Below are 18225 nucleotides of genomic sequence, written 5' to 3'. Positions count from 1 at the left end.
ATAGGCAGCTTTATAAGGAACGCTCTGTAAAGCTTGAATTGAGGCGCATTCAGTAACGAGAAATCAGTTACGGCTGCGCCTTTATTGTTTAAGGTCATAGCAAGACCTCATTGAAGGCTTTTTGGATAAACACCGCTAAAGGCTCTTTATAATCTCCGCTCAAGGCTCTTTATAATCTCTGTTGAAAGCTAATACCATTCACTTCAAGAGATTACTCATAGATAACTCGATGATTTCGAAAGATAGCAATTGACCTCAAAGTACACGAAAACAATCCAGCAGAGCTTTTCTTTTCTTGGTGTCCTCTGTGTAGTGAGCGCTTCGTGGTTTATAGCTTTTAAAGCAAAGAACCCCGCTTATGCTGGGTTCTTCTTTTTATGTACGGTAGGGCACGGCTGTGCGGTGCGCTATTTTTGCTTGTGTTGACTGTTATTTACGCACTAAGCTACCTTAGGTTTTCGAGTATTGCACCTAGGTGCTCGAATAAGCTGAATGCATGAGTGGTACTCATGAGACAAAAGGAGTTTGTTATGTGGTCGGTGACTTTTCAAAATGAAAGAAGGCGCACAGCATCTTACAAGACTGAAAAAGGGGCATTAAAAGCGATTTGGAAGTGGTTAAAGCTCAATGATGGTCAAGCGATCTTAGTTAGCCCTGAGGGGGAGCCGCAGATCATCGATGATTGGGAGTCGCTGCCGTTTACTGAGTCAGAGCCAGATTTTTATAACTCTAGAAAATGGTTAATCATCCGCGCTAAAGCCTTTGAATTGTACGGTAACCGCTGCGCTTGCTGTGGCATAACGCCCTCGCAAGGTGCCATTATGCATGTCGATCATATTAAGCCACGCTCTCTTTATCCTGGGTTAGCGCTGGATATTGATAATTTGCAGGTCTTATGTGAAGCCTGCAATCAAGGTAAGTCTAATTTATCGGAGAAGAAGTGGCGCGCTTGACATCGCTTTTAAGCCGCAGATTTTATCGCTTTAGCCAGTGCCAGTAGGCCATTAGTGCGCGATGGACTTAGCTGACCTTGTAGTCCAAGCTGGCTAAAGTAGTTATCTGGGTCAAATGCGCAGATGTCACTGCTACTCTTGCCATTACAGGCTATTAGTAGCAGTGCGATTAATCCTTTTACGATACGGGCGTCGCTGTCAGCGATAAAGTAATGTTTACCCTCTATCTCACAGTGATATAGCCAAGCATTGCTTTCACAGCCGCGCACTTGAGCACCCTCTACCCGAAAGTGCTCATCGAGTTTAGGTAGGCTTTTACCGAGCAACATGATCTGACGATAGCGCTCTTGCCAGTTACCGGCTTGTTCAAATAGCTTTAGTGTCGTTTGAGCATCACTTTCAAGTGTTAATGCTAAAAACTCTGCTTGGGTGGGCTTTACTTGCTGACTCATACTCGACCTAATTTGAATGATTAATATAACAATAAATAAAACTGTGTTGGGTTTTGCTTTCCGTCTTAGCCTTTTCTTGCACCTAGAACCTAGAACCTTCTTATTCGCAGAATCTAGAGCGCTCGTATACTCGCTGCGAGGACGCTTCGCGGCTAGAGCGGACTTCGTCCTGCTATACAGTCAAAAGATGGCATTGTGTATTAAATGTAGGTTGGGCTTTAGCCCATCAAAGATGACGGCATAAATGCCGACCTACTTTAGAAGAAGGTCCTTGGTTCTAGGGCGTTCGCCTTCTATTAAGCAAAACAACACCAGTAACCTTTCTTACACTCTTCTGCTTTTGCCTTTCCGGCTCTGCTCGTACCGTCTTGGCCTTTCCTAGAACCTGCTTTTCCTAGGACCTAGAACCTTTTTTTAAATCAACATCTCTTTTACTGATTTCATGGCATTAATAAAGTTATCGATATCGGCCTTATTAGTATAAACCCCGATAGAGGCGCGGCAGCAGCCTTTTAAGCCTAAACTTTGCATCAAAGGCATAGCGCAGTGGTGACCACAACGCACCGCTATACCTTGCTGGTCGAGTAAAATCCCTACATCTTGATGATGCTCATCCGCCAAGTTAAATGCCACTGCGCCAATATTGTCTTTATGGGCGCCGTAAAGTATCACCTCACCTAGAGCTGATAATTCATCTTGCAGGTAGTTTAATAAAGCGAGCTCGGCAGCGTGGATTTGCTCGCTGGGTAATGCATTGATAAAGTCTATCGCTGCACCTAATCCTATCACTTCGGCAATTGGTGGGGTGCCCGCTTCAAGGCGATTTGGCAATCGATTAAACTCGGTACCGCTAAAGCTGACGCTTTTTATCATCTCGCCGCCAGTCATTAATGGGCTTAAGCTGTCTAGAATGTCGAAACGGCCGTACAGCACACCTACGCCCGTAGGGCCATACATTTTATGGCCCGAGAACACATAAAAATCACAATCTATGCTTTGTACATCGACGCTCATATGGGCGATAGCCTGAGCGCCATCGACCAAGGTGAGGGCGCCCGCTTGTTTGGCTTTTGCCACTAACTCATTAACTGGGTTTAGCGTACCTAGGGCGTTAGACACATGACAGAGCGCCACAATAGCAGGCTTTTCTGTCAACAAAGCCGCGAAAGCATCAATGTCTAAACGGCACTCTTGCGTGAGCGGAATAGGCTTGATGATCGCGCCGGTACGTTTGGCCAGTTCTTGCCAAGGGACAATATTGGCGTGATGGGCGGCGCTATCAATTAAAATTAGGCTGCCAGCTTTGATTTGGCTGGTTAAGCCATTGGCGACGATATTGATTGATTCTGTAGTGCCGTGGGTAAAGATAATCTCTTCAGCTTGCTTGGCATTAATGAATAGCTTTAGTTTTTCGCGCACCGCTTCATATTGGCTGGTGGCGCGGGCCGACAACTGATGAGCCGCGCGGTGCACGTTGGCATTATCAAATTGATAATAGCGATTCATGGCGTCAATCACTGACTGCGGTTTCTGGCTGGTGGCCGCGGTGTCTAAATAACACAGTGGGTAGCCATCATTAGACTGAGCAAGAGTTGGAAATTGTGACCGCAGCGTTGAGAGATCCATTAATCCGATCCGAGGTTATCGATAAAATAAAAAGGCGCTTAGATCTTGTAAGATCTAAGCGCCTAAAGCAAGGTTAGACTGCTAAAACAGCCTGTTTTTATGGGCAAGGCAGACGATAAATTAAGGCTAGCTCGTCTAAACGCTGTATCAGCTCAGGTGAAATCGTGCAGTTTACACTGTCTATATTCTGCTTGAGTTGCTCAAGGTTAGTCGCGCCAATAATATTTGAAGCAACAAATTTTCTTGAATTAACAAAGGCTAGCGCCATTTGTGCTGGGTTCATATTAAATTCACGCGCCAGTTCAACATAGGCTTTAGTGGCCTCAAGTGCTAGCTCAGTACCGTTGTAACGTGCAAAACGCTTAAATAGCGTCATTCTCGCACCTTCTGGCCATTGGTTATCAAGGTACTTACCCGATAGTGCGCCAAAAGCCAGCGGCGAGTAAGCCAGTAATGGCACTTCTTCGCGGTGGCTAATTTCAGCCATCCCCACTTCATAGCTGCGATTGAGCAAATTATAGGGGTTTTGCACCGAGACTATTTTCGGTAAGTCATGTTTCTCGGCTAAGCGTAGATACTCCATAAAGCCCCAAGGCGTTTCATTGGAGATCCCGATATAGCGGATCTTTCCTGCATTGATAAGATCCGATAGCGCTTCTAAAGTATCGATAATCGGTGTCAGTTTCTCGTGTTCATCTTGCTGGTTATAGCTAAGCTCACCGAAAAAGTTACTGTTTCTGTCTGGCCAGTGGATCTGATACAGATCTATGGTATCGATTTGTAAACGCTCAAGGGATGCATCAACCGCGGCATGAATATTACGCCAGTCGAGCGCCATATTGGGGCGGATATAATCACTCTTGCCGCCGGGAGCGGCAACTTTAGTCGCAATGACTAAGTTTTCGCGATTACCTCTTTGCTTAAGATAGTTACCGAGAATACGCTCTGTTTCACCTTGAGTTACAGCCTCTGGCGGTACTGGGTACATCTCTGCCGTATCGATGAAGTTAATGCCTTCACCTATGGCGTAGTCTAATTGTTCGAATGCTTGAGCTTGAGTATTTTGAGCTCCCCAAGTCATGGTACCTAAACAGATTTGACTAACATGTAAACTTGAATGCGAAAGACGTCTATATTCCATAAAAACTCACTTATGTGTGAATACTTCTTACTTTGAGGCTAGCAAGCTTTAGCGATAAAAACCATTAACTTATGTTTGCAAAACCGCATATTTTAATCGGTTCGATTATTCCGCCGTCAGTGGCAGTATCATGGCTATCTCACAGGCGTCATGGCCCGTGTTGCCCATAGGTGCATCTAAATGGCTAAAGCCTAGCGATTCGTACAGTTTAATTGCTTCAATAAGATTGGCTGTGGTTTCTAAGTAACAGCTGGCATAACCTTGATCGTTCGCAAATGCTATCGCTTGCAGTGCAAGCCGCCTCGCAAAACCTATGCCGCGCAGTTCAGTGGTAAAATACATCTTCTGTAGCTCGCAGGTGCCTGCGTGTCCTGCCAATGGGGCAATACCTGCCCCGCCCAGAACCTTACCTTCTAGCTCTATCACCCAGTAATGGGCATTATCAGCCTTATAGACTTCGCTTAAACAGTCTAGTGTCTTATCTGCTACGCCATAGCCTTTATCTGCGGTTAGGCCATATTCGGCTGAGACTTGGCGGATCACCTGGGCTATCTGTGCATTATCTTCTGGCGTGATGCTTCTAAGGCTATAGCCTAGCTGAGATTTAGACTGTATTACCGCGTTATTATAACGCCTTAGCGACAGCTCTAATTCTGAAATATGCTCTTTTGGCAGCTGCGCCAAAATCTCGCTGAACCTCTGGTTTTGCTGCTGGTTTAACTTAACTAACTGCTTTTTACCCTTGGGAGTAATTTGCACCACTAAACTGCGGTTATCTCGTGGATTTGATTGCGACCTGGCGAAACCTTTATCGACTAAGTGGCTAACGGCTCGACTGGCATTGGATTTATCGATATTAACAAGGTCAGCCAGTTGTTTAATGGAGTAGCTATTTTCGCCTAATTCAATCAAGGTGTGCGCTTGAACGGGTGAAAGAGGTTGAGCACCACAAGCGGCATCCAACAAACCAAGCTGACGGATAAGTTGCCTAGACAGGCGACGTAGCTGGGAAGCGACACAAGGAGTTGTAGGTATTGCTTGATTCATCGAACAGGTCTTATTTAGTTGCGATTAACACCTAACTTACGAGGACTACTTTTCAAAATCAAGTATCTTAAGATAAAAATAATAAAGCGATGACTAATTAATGTACAGATGCGGGTGTAGCATAGGCGCCATAGCAAGAATAATCGCTTGGGTATAGTTGCCTTGGCGCGTTGCGTGGCCCTCAGTTAGCAAGGCTATGGCACCCCCTTTTTGTTTAATATTAACGGTATTGAATATGTTGTCCATAACATGACCCAATTCTTGGCCTTGGGTTAAGGCTTGATAAACCGGCATGGGGAGGGGCAGCTGTGCACCGCGGCCAACACTGACTTGTGCCTTATGCGCGATGGCGATATAGGCAAAGGTTGCTGGGCCATGATCAAATAGGTCAACGCCGCCTTCCATCGCGATATAGTAGTCAGCTTGATAGTGATCTTGGCAATATTTGACTCGATTGATTGCGCCTAATCTTGTTTCTGCTTCAGTCATCGGCTGATCAGCCACTAACGACGGCGCATCAACTCCCTGACACTCAATCTGGCTATTTGGAAACAGTGTTGATAGCGCCGCTTGAGCTGCACCCACTTTAACGGGGTTCTTTGAACCGACGATGATGCTTATATTGTCTTTCATTTTGGTTATCTTTTCTCGAGTAGGGAACGCTTTTGTCACAGCAGTTTATTGTATTTTATCTGTATTTTCACCATTAAATAATTGGCCTGAAAAGGGATTAATTGTCTGGATTTAACGTTGGTTAACTAATGTTCAATATAAATTAACAAAATTTATCATTAGATTAGCTAATGAGAGGGTGAATATTGCCTATTAAAGCTGTGACACGCTTCAAAAACCGACATTGAGTTGATGGCCAGTGTCGGTAAATTGGTATTTTTGCGATCTATGTCCGTTCAGAAGTTTTCAAGATTAGAGGCTATACATGAGTATTTCATGATTTACGTAACCTTAATGTTAAGTTAAGGTTCGGTTGCGTTACGGCAGTAAAGAACAAATGAAAACTTATTACATCAAATAAGCGATCTAGCTCTCAATTTGATTACGATTTGAAAATCAATTACAGAATGTGAACCCAGATCAATATTTAGCATATGCATTAGGATATTCTTAACCGCGAAATTACTCCTGAGATAAGAATTAAACGGTGCCTCAGCACCTTTAAGGTAACAAGAATGCAAAAAGACGCGATCTGTACAGAAGAAGTGGTACAAAATGATACGGCAACGACTAAGTCAATGCCTTGGACACGTCAAGATACGACTTGGATGTTGAGTTTGTTTGGCACAGCTGTTGGTGCCGGAATTTTATTCTTACCAATTAACGCAGGTATGGGCGGTTTTTGGCCATTAATGATGATGATTGCTATCATCGGTCCAATGACTTACCTCGCTCACCGTGGCTTGTCGCGTTTTGTTTGCTCATCAAGCAAGCCAGGCAGTGACATTACCGACGTAGTGGAAGAGCATTTTGGTGTGGGTGCGGGCAAGGCAATTACTTTGCTGTATTTCTTTGCTATCTACCCAATCGTTTTAATCTACGGCGTGGGTATTACCAACACTGTTGATAGCTTTATTGTAAACCAGTTAGGCATGGCATCGCCACCACGCTTCATTCTGTCAGGCGTGCTTATTCTTGGCATGATGTCAGTGATGGTTGCTGGCGAGAAGATGATGCTTAAAGTGACTCAGCTATTGGTATACCCATTAGTTGCGATTTTAGCATTCATGTCTGTGTATCTTATTCCTGATTGGAAAACAGACGCACTACAAGTTGTGCCAAGCACTGTAGACTTTTTAGGTACGGTTTGGTTGACCATCCCAGTACTTATTTTTGCCTTTAACCACTCTCCAGCGATCTCACAGTTCTCTGTGTCATTGAAGCGTGAACATGGTAAAAATGCAGCACGTAAAGCAGACGTAATCTTACGTAACACCACATTTATGTTGGTTGGTTTCGTGATGATGTTTGTAGTTTCATGTGTATTAGCACTATCGCCAGCACAGCTTGCTGAAGCTAAGTCACTGAACTTGCCAATTCTTTCTTACTTGGCAAACGTGCATGAAAGTGGATTTGTAAGCTACTTTGGTCCATTCATTGCTTTCGTTGCGATTATCTCTTCTTTCTTCGGTCACTATATGGGTGCGACTGAAGGCATGAAAGGTATCATTACTAAGCAACTACGCACGAGTGGAAAAGAAGTTTCTGATTCTAAACTAAACAAGTTTATTTTAGGTTTCATGTTCTTCACTATCTGGGGCGTGGCAATTATCAACCCAAGCATTTTGGGTATGATTGAAGCGCTAGGCGGTCCAATCATCGCTGCGATTCTTTACCTAATGCCAATGTATGCGATTCACAAAGTGCCAGCGCTAGCTGCATACCGTGGTCGTTTCAGCAACATCTTTGTTGTGATTGCAGGTCTACTTGCAATGACTGCAATTCTGTTTGGTATGATGTAAAAAGATAACGCTAAAAGCTGGGTTGTTTCTTTATGCGATAGCATTTTGAGATAGCCTGGCTTTTTAATGTTTAAGCGCTTATTTGAGCGTTAGTCGTTAAGTTTTATTATTCCATTATTGTTTTACTAGGCCTGGAGTTCTCCTGGCTTTCCTCTTTTTTCGAGGTGTTTTTATGTTTAGCGCATTTGATATTTTTAAGATAGGTGTGGGCCCATCGAGCTCTCACACTGTCGGGCCGATGAAGGCCGCCAAAGAGTTTATCGATGATGTACGTCAAACCGGTCAGTTTGAACAAGTGACACGTTTGAGCGTAGAGATTTTTGGTTCTTTGTCGTTAACCGGTAAAGGGCACCATACCGATATCGCAATTATTGTGGGCTTAGGTGGTAACTCACCGCACGATGTAGATATTGACGGGATCCCAGGCTTTATTGCTGACGTCGAAACAACGCAGAAGCTACCAATGGGCAGCGAAAAGCAGTTAGTAGACTTTGGTCACGATGCGGTTATCTTCCATAGCCACGCATTACCATTGCATGAAAACGGCATGATGCTGCACGCATACAATGGCGACGACGTAGTATTAAGCAAAACTTACTATTCAGTGGGTGGCGGCTTTATTGTTGAAGAATCACAATTTGGCAAAGAAGTTGAAAACCCAGTTGAAGTGCCATACCCGTTTAACTTTGCAGAGGAGCTACTCGCGACCTGTAAAGAGACCGGGCTAAGCATCAGCACTATCATGCTCAAGAATGAATTGTGTTTCAACAGTGAAGAAGCGATTTACGATGGCTTTGGCGCAGTATGGGCAACCATGCATCAAGCCATTGAAAAAGGCTGTCAAACTGAAGGCGTACTTGCCGGTCCGCTACGAGTCGCTCGTCGCGCTCCAGCACTTTACCGCCAGTTACAAACGGGTGAGCGTCTATCTAGCGACCCAATGGAAATCGTTGATTGGATCAACGTATTTGCAATGGCAGTGAGTGAAGAAAACGCAGCCGGTGGCCGCGTAGTGACATCACCAACAAACGGCGCTGCAGGTATTATCCCTGCGGTATTGGCTTACTATGACAAGTTCATCAAGCCTGTTGGCAAGCAAGAGTACACTCGCTTCTTCCTAGCAGCAGCTGCAGTAGGCTCACTATATAAGCGTAATGCTTCTATCTCTGGCGCCGAAGTGGGTTGTCAGGGCGAAGTGGGCGTGGCGTGTTCTATGGCTGCAGCGGGTCTTGCTGAAATCATGGGCGCTAATGCTGAGCAAGTTTGTATGGCAGCTGAAATTGGCATGGAGCATAACTTAGGTTTGACCTGTGACCCGGTTGCTGGCCAAGTACAAGTACCCTGTATCGAGCGTAACGCTATCGCTGCTGTTAAGGCGATTAACTCTACTCGTATGGCAATGCGCCGTAACTGCGCACCAAAGGTGAGCTTAGATAAAGTTATCGCGACTATGTATGAGACGGGCAAAGATATGCACGTTAAGTACCGTGAAACGAGCCAAGGCGGATTGGCAATCAAAGTAACCAGCATTTGTGGTTAATTTGAATTAGGGCCTGTTTATTAGGCTCTAAAATCGCTCTAAGATAGAAAAGGCCATCAGTTGATGGCCTTTTTAATTTTATGCATTTGCAGTTTTAATCTGTTTATTATTTTTCTTCGTACATCAAATAGTAACTTTGCTCCATGCCTAAGGCGCTATAGGTACGCTGAGCATTGGTGTTCTCTTTCTCTACATACAATCTAAAGCTAGCTGCGCCATCATTTTGTGCGGCGATATCTTTAACGGCTTGATAGAGCTTGCCATAGATCCCTTGGCGGCGGTTTTCAGGGCGAATATACACGCTCTGGATCCAGTAATAGTCTTTAGCACGCCAGTCACTCCACTCAAATGTCACCATCAGTGAGCCGGCAATGTCACCGTCAATCTCTGCGACAAGGTAGAAACCTTTTTCGGCTGATGTCAGTAGAGTATTAACCCCTTTGGTTAGCACTTGCGCATCTAAGTTTAAACCTTCTGTTTCTTCAGCCATAGCTTGGTTAAAGTTAACTAGCGCTTGTAAATCTGCCATCTGGCCTTTACGAATGATCATCTATTGGGCTCCTTTTTTCGCTCACTTTAACATGAACCTTAAGTCACTCAGATATTTATTTAACTATCGTTATTCGACTAAAGTCTAATCATTGTCATTCGACTAAAGTCTAACTCTGCTAGACTTTTTCTATGGTCCTCATTTCAGTGGAGTCGCGATGAAAAAGGCGCAATTAAGAGTTTCAAGCTCAAGGGTCATTGTAGATGCTGCAACATCTGCTAAATATAAAAACCAGCCTCAGGCTGTGGTTAGAACACAAGAGATCAGGCATGCATGGCACTTTGCACTGACGTTGCTGACGCTGGGACTGTGGGGGCTTGTTTGGTGGTGGTTGATTTTACGTGCAGAAGGCAAAGCGATTTTTTCCGGCTTTGATGACGCCTATTGGAGCTATCTTATCGAGCGCGAACAACCTCCTGCAGCACTTTATAAAATGCGCTTCTCCAAAAATAATAAAAACTCAAAATTTGATGCCTAAAATTATGAATTCTTCAGTGCACTAGCTGTTTTTGTTATGGTTAATCCATGGAATGTATCAGCGTGATACAGATCATCTCTCGCTTCTAAAGCATATGCTAAACTGCCGCGTTATTTTTTGAGCTAGTCAAGCACTGGTAGTCCTCCCTTCAAACATTTCAAGGTTTAAATATGTCGAGTCAACAAGCTTCACTTTTTAAAAAAGTGTGGTCGAGCTGGATGTCTGTGCCCCTATGGCTACAGATAATGATTGGTATGCTGTTAGGTATTTTAACGGGCATAAGCTTAGGTGAGCAGGCGACCAACTTGAAACCAATTGGAACGCTATTTGTTAACACAATTAAGATGTTGATTGTGCCATTAGTATTCTGTTCTTTAATTGTCGGCGTGACCTCTATGCAAGATACTGCAAAGATGGGCCGCATTGGTTTCAAGTCGTTCGCTTTCTACTTAGGCACAACCTCTATCGCAATCACAGTTGGCTTAGCCGTAGGTCACTTTATGCAGCCCGGTGTTGGCTTAGATATGGTGGCACACGAATCGACAGAGGTGATTAAACAAGCGCCATCAATCATGCAAACCTTGATTGATATCGTGCCTACAAACCCGATAGCAGCACTAGCAAGTGGTCAAATTTTACAAGTTATCGTATTCGCTGTAGCTCTTGGTGTTGCTTTGGTACTCATTGGTGAGCATGGCAAACCTGCCATCAAGGTGTTCGAAAGTTTAGCCGAAGCCATGTATAAGCTGACTGATATGGTGATGAAGTTAGCACCATACGGTGTATTTGGTTTGATGGCTTGGGTAGCTGGCGAGTATGGCGTCGATATGTTGATGCCGTTAATCAAGGTGATTATTGCCGTTTACATTGGCTGTTTCTTGCATGTTGTGGGCTTCTACAGTTTTGTTTTAATCGTGTTTGCTAAGCTTAATCCGATTCAGTTTTTTAAAGGTATTAGCAACGCGATTGCCGTGGCGTTCACGACATCAAGCTCGGCGGGTACACTGCCGGCAAGTATGAAATGTGCCAGTGAATACTTAGGCGTTAATAAGAAAATCTCAAGCTTTGTATTACCACTAGGCACCACCATCAACATGGACGGTACCGCGCTTTATCAAGGTGTAACAGCGCTGTTTGTGGCACAAGCTTTTGGTATCGATCTGACGTGGGTTGACTATATCACCATCATCTTGACTGCAACGCTTGCCTCTATCGGTACCGCGGGTGTGCCAGGTGCGGGTCTAGTGATGTTGACGCTAGTGTTAACCACTGTGGGTTTACCGCTTGAAGGTGTTGCTTTAATTGCGGGTATCGACCGTATCTTAGATATGGCGCGTACCGTAGTGAACGTATCGGGTGACTTAGTGGCCACCACTGTGATTGCTAAGTCAGAAGGTGAGATTGATGTTGAGCATTACAACGCCAATGCTGAAGACAGTGCTGAAATGGCCGAAAAGTTAAAGTCTTAAACGCTGTTTCCACTTAAGCTAGCCCCCATAAAAAAACCGCCAAAAATGGCGGTTTTTTTTATGGTTAAATGAGCCTATTTATCAGGCTCATTTATCACCAGAAAGCTACTTTTTACTCAGCACTAAAACGGTGTTGTCTTCAGCATCTTTTAGTACAAGTTTGCCTTTTTTCATTTCTGCTTGAGTGACATTTGGCATCGCTTGCATCACGCGCTGTTCTTGCGCCATTAAAGCATCAACACAGGCTTTCATTGTGCTGCCAGCAGGCTGTAGCTGCAGAGATTGACCTGTTAGCACATAGCCGCCGAAAAAGTTATTACAGCTATTATTGCCGGTTAGATTACCTTCGGCTGCAAAAGTCAGTTCCGCAGGGCTGTAATCGATGACGGGCTGGCCTTGTGCTGATTCAATGTGCCATGTACCTTCGATGGCTAAGTCTTCTACTTGAGCTTGAGGGCTAGACTGGCAAGCGGCTAAACCGAATAGCAAACTTGCTACGATAATCGATTGTTTTATCATGTTCTGGATCCAAAGTAGTTAATATCGATATATTGTGAATATATTAGTCTAAAATCAATATAAAAAGGCGGCTTGTAGTGCAAAAAAATGTAATTAAAATCCTAAAAATATTACATTGGATAGGGTTTAGCATGTTGTTATGTGCCCTTGGTATCTATTTTTTGTCTGATATATCACAGCAAGTTAGTGGCATGGTGATTGTTGCGACTTTAGCCGGGCTTGGTATGGTGATGATGTCGCCGTTTCCAATCGCACTATTTTTAGAGTGGGCACAAAAGCAAAATCAACAATAGCGGTTTAACTTTGAACCTAGAACCTAGAACCTAGAACGCTCGAAACTCGCTGCGAGGACGCTTCGCGGCTAGAGCGGACTTCGTCCTGCTATATCCTCAACAGACGGCATTGTGTTTGTTAATCTAGCTTGGGCTTTAGCCCATCACAGATGACGGCATAAATGCCGTTCTACACAAGCGTCTATGTGGTCTTTCCGGCTCTTTTCCGTCTTTGCCTTTCAGCTTTTACCGTCTTAGGATTTTCTAGGACCTAGGACCTAGGACCTAGGACCTAGGACCTAGGACCTAGAACCTAGAACCTAGGATCTTCTATTAACCCTGCTTTCCTTACATCCAGCACCTTCTGTTAACCCCTATTTTTTTCAAGATCCGCAGTCGCTTGTTCTTGCATAGGGATCAAGGTTAACTGACTATCTGGCGTAAAAAAGCATTTACCGGCGACAAGGTTAATTTCCGGAGCTTCTCTATTGAGTCGCTTACGTAATCGTGCAATTAAGCTATCAAGATTGGACTCGTTATCAACAAAGGCAAGAATAACAAATTGCTGATCTTGAATACGCGCTGAAATATCGGCTTCACGCATGCTTTCTGAAATCACCCGCGCCATAATGCGAATATGCTGCGAATCGCTATATTTGTATTGATATTGAGGCGAGGGACTCCCTTCTAAAATAATAATGCCGGCATGGGAACCGAAGCGGCGACTTAAGCTTAACTGCCTTGGTGCCATTAAATTAAAACCATAAGGGTTAAGCATGCAGGTAAACTCATCCTGCACCGACATTCTCTGTAGTTGCTCCATCATGTACATCTGCTTCAATTCACCTTGGATCAGTGCCTTTACGGTTTCGCAGATTGTGGCAGAGGTCGCACTAATTTGCTCCTTGGCGGGGTCGCAAATCACCAAGCAGCCAAATAGCCTACCGTCAGGCCAATTGAGCTTGATAGCGAGCAATGTGTTGAAACCAGCAAAGCGACCACCCACTTCCGCGGGGGGGAATGGAGCTAATCCATAGCTGACAGTTTCGCAAATAGCATCAATAAGCCCTTCTCTTTCAAGCATATCCCCAGCGGTAAAGGCATTATCAGCTTGGGTACTACAGCAGGTTATTTGGCCTTTACTACCGTTAGACTGAAGAATAACGGTAGCTTTAGATTGATAAAGGTCATCAATTAAGTCCACTTGTTGTTGCCATCTCGACAAGCTAATAGCAGGGTGGTCTAGTTCTCTAATCCAAAGATTATGATTGATTTTTTGGGCTAACATGAGTGAGCTCGCTTATGTTATTAGGGCCAATATAGGCTTTATCAAGCTAAATTGTTGAATAACTATACGAGTTTTTATTGGTTGTTTAAATGTTAAATATGTAAAAGCTTGATCTGTGCTCGCCTAAATAACACTCATCGGGTCACTTTGTTTAAGGATTTATATTTTTATGTACTTCCTTAAAAAATAACAAGAGTTTGAAGCCTAACGACCCTCACGATTATTCAGTTATAATTGCAAGCTAAGTAGTGTTTTTACTCCAACAGAATTCAGATTGAGTGTAGAAGACAAAGATGAATATAAGACGAGCAACATCCGCCGATATCGCAACCTTAGTTGCGCTGGAGCAAACACACTTACAGGACGAGCTTGTTGTCGATAAGCGTGATAATTCACTTGAGGGTCAATCGTTCACTCAGGCCGATTTAACGACATTAGTGAATCAGCATTGGGTGGTTGTGGCAGAAGTTGAAGGCGCAATAGTCGGCTATGTTATTGCTGGTCGATGGTCTTTCTTCAAGCAATGGCCTATCTATCGTAATTTGCTAAATCGTTTACCTCGCCTTGATTATGAACGCGCAAAACTCACCGAGAAAAACTGCTGTCAATATGGGCCAATATGGATTGATAGTCGTCATCGCGGCCAGGGGATTTTCGAAGCGTTAGTGGCGTTTATTAAAAAACGGGTCGCTAATGAACTGCCTTATATGCTGACCTTTATTGCCGAAGACAACGCAGGCTCGTTTGCCGCACATACTCGCAAAGGCGGTATGCAAGTTGTCGATTATATTAGTTATGATGGCCGTGATTATTACTTGCTTGTATTGCCAACCAGCGAAAGCTTTTTTTAAGGATTTTTATGTTATCTGAATCAGTAGCAGCCATTTTCTCTCCGTATCTAACATTAAACTTATCTGGGTTTGATAACCTTAAATTGGTGGTTGCAGTATTAACGGCTCAAGGCGAAGAATGTCATGGCTTGCAAGCTGAAGTGACCTTTGAAGATAAACCACAAACGGCTTATCTAGTGCGTTGGCACACGCATTTTATCTTTTGTGGCCGCACAAATTCTTACGGCAACGTGATTGATGAAGTGGCTAGTTTAGAAGACATTAATCCAGAGTCGATTCAGGTGTTGCAACCGCCAGTGCTGTCTATGCAACAGCTGGAGTTTATGTGCATGGAGAATGCACATTTTGACCATTGTTGATAGAGAGTGTCAGCCTCTTGTTCACACTCTATAAAGCGGGGCAACGGCTTCCTCTGTTTACGCTCTTTTTATAAATAGTTTCCAATCCATTTCGATAATCGCCATAGATAACAGCTGTTTTTTATGGCGATTGGAGTTTGCTCAACGGAATGGTTATTCGGCATAGAAGAGTCGCCAACTTTCTTTTGTACAGTTTCAGACATTGTAGCGGCTAACATGCTGAGTCTCAGTTATGTTTGAACAAGAGTGACACCTGAGGTAGAAAAAGGTATTTTTACGCCCCTGTACGCGGTTTAGTATCAATGCTGGCATCATAGAGTGGCTAGTCTAAGATCATAGAAGCAGCGCTGGTTTATCTTTAAATTTTTTTCGAAGCTTGCATGCTTCGCCTGGAAAACAACATATGAGTAGTACATCGACACATAAACCTCGGCCTATGGTTGACCTGTTAGTGAGCATCGCTATCCCCGCTTTTATTCTAATGAAGCTAAGTGGTGATGATCAGCTAGGGGCGAGTGGTGGATTAATGTTGGCGTTAAGCTTTCCGCTAGGGTGGGGCATATTTGAGCTAATAAAGTATAAGAAGTTTAATTTTATTGCCTTGCTTGGCTTAGCTAATGTGATGTTAACCGGTGGCATTGGTTTACTGGAGCTTGACCTTAAGTGGTTGGCAATCAAAGAGGCCGCGATTCCAGCCGCGATCGGAATTGCTGTTCTTGTTTCGACCTTTACCTCTAAGCCACTAATTAAAGCCATTGTATTTAATCCAGCGGTGATGGACGTTGATAAAATCATCGAGCGACTACGTCAGAATAATTGTATGGCCGCATTTGAGCAGAGACTACTTACGGCCACCTATTTGGTCGCAGGCTCGTTTGCGTTCTCCGCCATCATGAATTACGTGCTGGCTAAATGGATAGTCACTAGCCCAATGGGGACTCCTGAGTTTAATGCACAGTTAGGAGAGTTGACCTTATACAGTTACCTGATGATAGCCATGCCGTCTATGGTGATGATGATGGGCATTTTTTATTATTTGTGGCGCACTATTCATGATTTAACTGGGCTTAAACTGGAAGAGGTTTTGGCCAATCAGTAATGGTTGTCAGGTTGCGGCTGACTTTACGCTTTACAGCGGGAAGCAATCAAACTTCGTTTGACCTTTGAGTTAGACTGCGTCTAACAATTAACGTCGTGACTTTGTCACTTATCAGGCTGCGCCTGACTTCTAAGTTAGACTACGTCTAACAACTAACGTCGTGGGATTCCATCCCACATCCTAGCGGGTAATCAAACTTCGTTTGATAAAAGTCGTGAGCTTCCAGCTCACACACGGGCAAGAGGGGGACAACAGCTTCCCCCTCTTGCATCACCCGAGCCGCCCCGACGAAGTTGTCTCCCTCGTACTTATGGATAAATCGCTAACGCTTCCGATGGGGCATCCTGCCCCGCGAAAGCTACACCGACATCCATGTCGGCATCACGTGATTTATTCCAACGCACTTCGGCAACTCCGATGGGGAACGGGTGTTTTCTGTAAGTCTGACTCGCTTATTTTTTTAAGGTATTACTTATTGAGCTTAGAAATAGTTGGATTTCGCCAGTTCCAAACTACCTTATTTGATTTATCTTCTTTAAGGGGTTCGAAACTTCTTTCTATTTGTTCTTTATTCTTCTCAAGATCTTCAATATCTATTGAAGTTAAAGTAAAACAATATCGATTATCTACTAATGTGAACTTTTCTGGAGATTCAATCTCAATAATTGCTTCATACTTTCCCTGTTTCCATGAGAATGAATGTCTTATGTAACTGAATAGTTCAGACATTTCTTGGCTTTTTAAATATTTAAGATAATCGAAAGAGCCTTGTTCTTTGAGGTAACTCATTCTTTTTATGGTTTTTGACTCATACTGAAATTTATTATTGAGGAATGCAGTCTCTTGACATTGGACTGCTCTTTCTTCGATAGCATTTTGATTCAGTTTTATGGCTAGTACGGTATGCTCTTTTTCATTTGGCATGATTCCACCATCAGGAGTGGTCATCGTTGATAACTGCTGACGCATACCTTGCCATTCAAATATTCTTTCTTCTCCGCTCTCATGAATTAGTCGAATCTTCAAATCTGAAATAACAATATCATCATATTTAACGGCAAAGGCTAACCGTAAGTTAAATATTGGCCCTAATGTTGAAAAACCAATTTCACCTCTTTTACTGGCAATTATTCTCACTTGAGGTTTTGTCAGAAGCTTTTTTATGAGTGAAATTAAATGTGGTGACCAAGCAAGAGCACCTAAAATAGCAATCCAATCTATGATTTTCACATGAAGTTCCATTTGAATTATTTAAGCTTTTGAGTTTACTTATTATTTTTTTGCTATCAAGTGCTGACTATAGCAACACTAAGAAATCTAATGAAAATGAGTTATTAAACTCGAATGTAACCCTAAGAGGAGTGATAAATAAGGGGGGAGGGGTAAATTTTTTAAGTAAGTAAGTAACTTCAGTGCTAAATAATACTGCTTTTCTAACTTGGTGTAGATACGGCCGTGACCATTCATGATTTGGTGAGAGATAACCAAGTTATCAAGCTTTCGAACGAGAGGCTAGGTGCCGAACTGGCCTTTTAGCAGGGATGCCATTCGTCATGGCCGAGCTTACAGGGAGGTATTTATAGCGTGTCACGGCAGTGTCTGCACATACACCGCTGAAAGCGATTAGGTTGACGTTTAATCAAAGGCAAACATGCTTTGGGGCAAAATTAGTCACTGAACATACAGATAACACCAATTCCCCATCGGAGTTGCCGAGGTCATTGAAGACAATCGCGTGAGCGAGGCATGGATGCAGAGGTAGCCTTAGGTGAGCCATGGATGGCGAATATGAGGCGATAGCGATTTTCGAAAATGACTGAGGATCAACAACTTCGTCGGGGCGGCAGGGACTCTTTATGGATGAAATAGGCAAGAGGGGATTGCTGTAGATCCCCTCTTGGCCGTGTGTGAGCTGGAAGCTCACGACCTTTATCAAGCGGAGCTTGATATGTGGCATGGCCACGACTTTAGTTGTTAGACGAAGTCTAACTTGAGACTTTTTAGGCCGTAAGGCCTCAAATAAAACGAAAGCTATCGTTCAATAGGCTCAGTAAACCCCATAAGAACAAGTTCATTATCGGAACTTTGATATTTCAAAAACAACTGT

18 protein-coding genes are annotated in these 18225 nt (G+C 43.6%); 9 read left to right on the top strand and 9 right to left on the bottom strand.

Annotated elements, in window-relative coordinates:
• The first annotated feature begins 530 nt into the window (after positions 1-530).
• Complete coding sequence (locus ACVBIL_RS03640) at positions 531-953, top strand: HNH endonuclease (protein ID WP_447165632.1); 423 nt, start codon at positions 531-533, stop codon at positions 951-953.
• Positions 954-961: 8 nt separating this feature from the next.
• On the opposite strand, the gene ACVBIL_RS03635 is transcribed toward ACVBIL_RS03640, so the two are convergent.
• The 5 genes from ACVBIL_RS03635 to yjjX form a co-directional block, all read right to left on the bottom strand.
• Positions 962-1405: a SufE family protein gene (locus ACVBIL_RS03635; protein ID WP_447165631.1), complete on the bottom strand. Its 444-nt coding sequence runs from the start codon at positions 1403-1405 to the stop codon at positions 962-964.
• Between the two features lie 414 nt (positions 1406-1819).
• Positions 1820-3031 (bottom strand): cysteine desulfurase, encoded by a 1212-nt coding sequence (locus tag ACVBIL_RS03630; RefSeq protein ID WP_447165630.1) that lies wholly within the window; start codon positions 3029-3031, stop codon positions 1820-1822.
• Positions 3032-3128: 97 nt separating this feature from the next.
• Complete coding sequence (locus tag ACVBIL_RS03625; protein ID WP_447165629.1) at positions 3129-4172, bottom strand: NADP(H)-dependent aldo-keto reductase; 1044 nt, start codon at positions 4170-4172, stop codon at positions 3129-3131.
• Between the two features lie 105 nt (positions 4173-4277).
• Positions 4278-5219, bottom strand: a complete 942-nt coding sequence (locus ACVBIL_RS03620) for a bifunctional helix-turn-helix transcriptional regulator/GNAT family N-acetyltransferase (protein ID WP_447165628.1) — start codon at positions 5217-5219, stop codon at positions 4278-4280.
• 93 nt (positions 5220-5312) lie between these two features.
• Positions 5313-5852: an inosine/xanthosine triphosphatase gene (gene yjjX / locus ACVBIL_RS03615; protein ID WP_447165627.1), complete on the bottom strand. Its 540-nt coding sequence runs from the start codon at positions 5850-5852 to the stop codon at positions 5313-5315.
• Between the two features lie 554 nt (positions 5853-6406).
• Here yjjX and ACVBIL_RS03610 point away from each other — a divergent pair.
• Positions 6407-7693 carry an aromatic amino acid transport family protein gene (locus tag ACVBIL_RS03610; protein ID WP_447165626.1) on the top strand — a complete coding sequence of 429 codons (1287 nt, stop codon included), beginning with the start codon at positions 6407-6409 and terminating at the stop codon, positions 7691-7693.
• 172 nt (positions 7694-7865) lie between these two features.
• Entirely contained in the window at positions 7866-9233 is a 1368-nt protein-coding gene (locus ACVBIL_RS03605) for an L-serine ammonia-lyase (protein WP_447165625.1), read from the top strand.
• A 106-nt stretch (positions 9234-9339) separates the two neighbouring features.
• On the opposite strand, the gene ACVBIL_RS03600 is transcribed toward ACVBIL_RS03605, so the two are convergent.
• Positions 9340-9783, bottom strand: a complete 444-nt coding sequence (locus ACVBIL_RS03600; RefSeq protein ID WP_447165624.1) for an N-acetyltransferase family protein — start codon at positions 9781-9783, stop codon at positions 9340-9342.
• Between the two features lie 157 nt (positions 9784-9940).
• Here ACVBIL_RS03600 and ACVBIL_RS03595 point away from each other — a divergent pair, with 157 nt between their 5' ends.
• Both ACVBIL_RS03595 and ACVBIL_RS03590 read left to right on the top strand, forming a co-directional pair.
• Positions 9941-10261: a hypothetical protein gene (locus tag ACVBIL_RS03595; RefSeq protein ID WP_447165623.1), complete on the top strand. Its 321-nt coding sequence runs from the start codon at positions 9941-9943 to the stop codon at positions 10259-10261.
• 170 nt (positions 10262-10431) lie between these two features.
• Positions 10432-11730 (top strand): dicarboxylate/amino acid:cation symporter, encoded by a 1299-nt coding sequence (locus ACVBIL_RS03590; protein WP_447165622.1) that lies wholly within the window; start codon positions 10432-10434, stop codon positions 11728-11730.
• A 105-nt stretch (positions 11731-11835) separates the two neighbouring features.
• Here the strand turns inward: ACVBIL_RS03590 and ACVBIL_RS03585 are convergent, their stop codons facing one another.
• Positions 11836-12249 carry an META domain-containing protein gene (locus ACVBIL_RS03585; RefSeq protein ID WP_447165621.1) on the bottom strand — a complete coding sequence of 138 codons (414 nt, stop codon included), beginning with the start codon at positions 12247-12249 and terminating at the stop codon, positions 11836-11838.
• 77 nt (positions 12250-12326) lie between these two features.
• Here ACVBIL_RS03585 and ACVBIL_RS03580 point away from each other — a divergent pair, with 77 nt between their 5' ends.
• Positions 12327-12542, top strand: coding sequence for a hypothetical protein (locus tag ACVBIL_RS03580; RefSeq protein WP_447165620.1), 216 nt, complete (start codon positions 12327-12329; stop codon positions 12540-12542).
• Positions 12543-12888: 346 nt separating this feature from the next.
• Here the strand turns inward: ACVBIL_RS03580 and ACVBIL_RS03575 are convergent, their stop codons facing one another.
• The gene (locus tag ACVBIL_RS03575) at positions 12889-13809 is read right to left on the bottom strand and encodes a GGDEF domain-containing protein (protein WP_447165619.1); all 921 of its coding nucleotides are present in this window, start codon (positions 13807-13809) and stop codon (positions 12889-12891) included.
• 293 nt (positions 13810-14102) lie between these two features.
• Between ACVBIL_RS03575 and ACVBIL_RS03570 the strand changes: the two genes are divergently transcribed.
• From ACVBIL_RS03570 to ACVBIL_RS03560, 3 genes are all read left to right on the top strand, one after another.
• Complete coding sequence (locus ACVBIL_RS03570) at positions 14103-14660, top strand: N-acetyltransferase family protein (RefSeq protein ID WP_447165618.1); 558 nt, start codon at positions 14103-14105, stop codon at positions 14658-14660.
• A gap of 8 nt (positions 14661-14668) precedes the next feature.
• Positions 14669-15019, top strand: coding sequence for a hypothetical protein (locus ACVBIL_RS03565; protein ID WP_447165617.1), 351 nt, complete (start codon positions 14669-14671; stop codon positions 15017-15019).
• A 403-nt stretch (positions 15020-15422) separates the two neighbouring features.
• Positions 15423-16118 carry a VC0807 family protein gene (locus tag ACVBIL_RS03560; RefSeq protein ID WP_447165616.1) on the top strand — a complete coding sequence of 232 codons (696 nt, stop codon included), beginning with the start codon at positions 15423-15425 and terminating at the stop codon, positions 16116-16118.
• Between the two features lie 468 nt (positions 16119-16586).
• On the opposite strand, the gene ACVBIL_RS03555 is transcribed toward ACVBIL_RS03560, so the two are convergent.
• On the bottom strand, positions 16587-17348 hold the full coding sequence (locus ACVBIL_RS03555; RefSeq protein WP_447165615.1) for a hypothetical protein: 762 nt from the start codon (positions 17346-17348) through the stop codon (positions 16587-16589).
• Positions 17349-18225: the final 877 nt, after the last annotated feature.

It is taken from the genome of Shewanella sp. 125m-7 (assembly GCF_052977045.1).
Note: the sequence above shows the minus strand (reverse complement) of the source record. Positions and strands in the feature narration are given on the sequence as shown.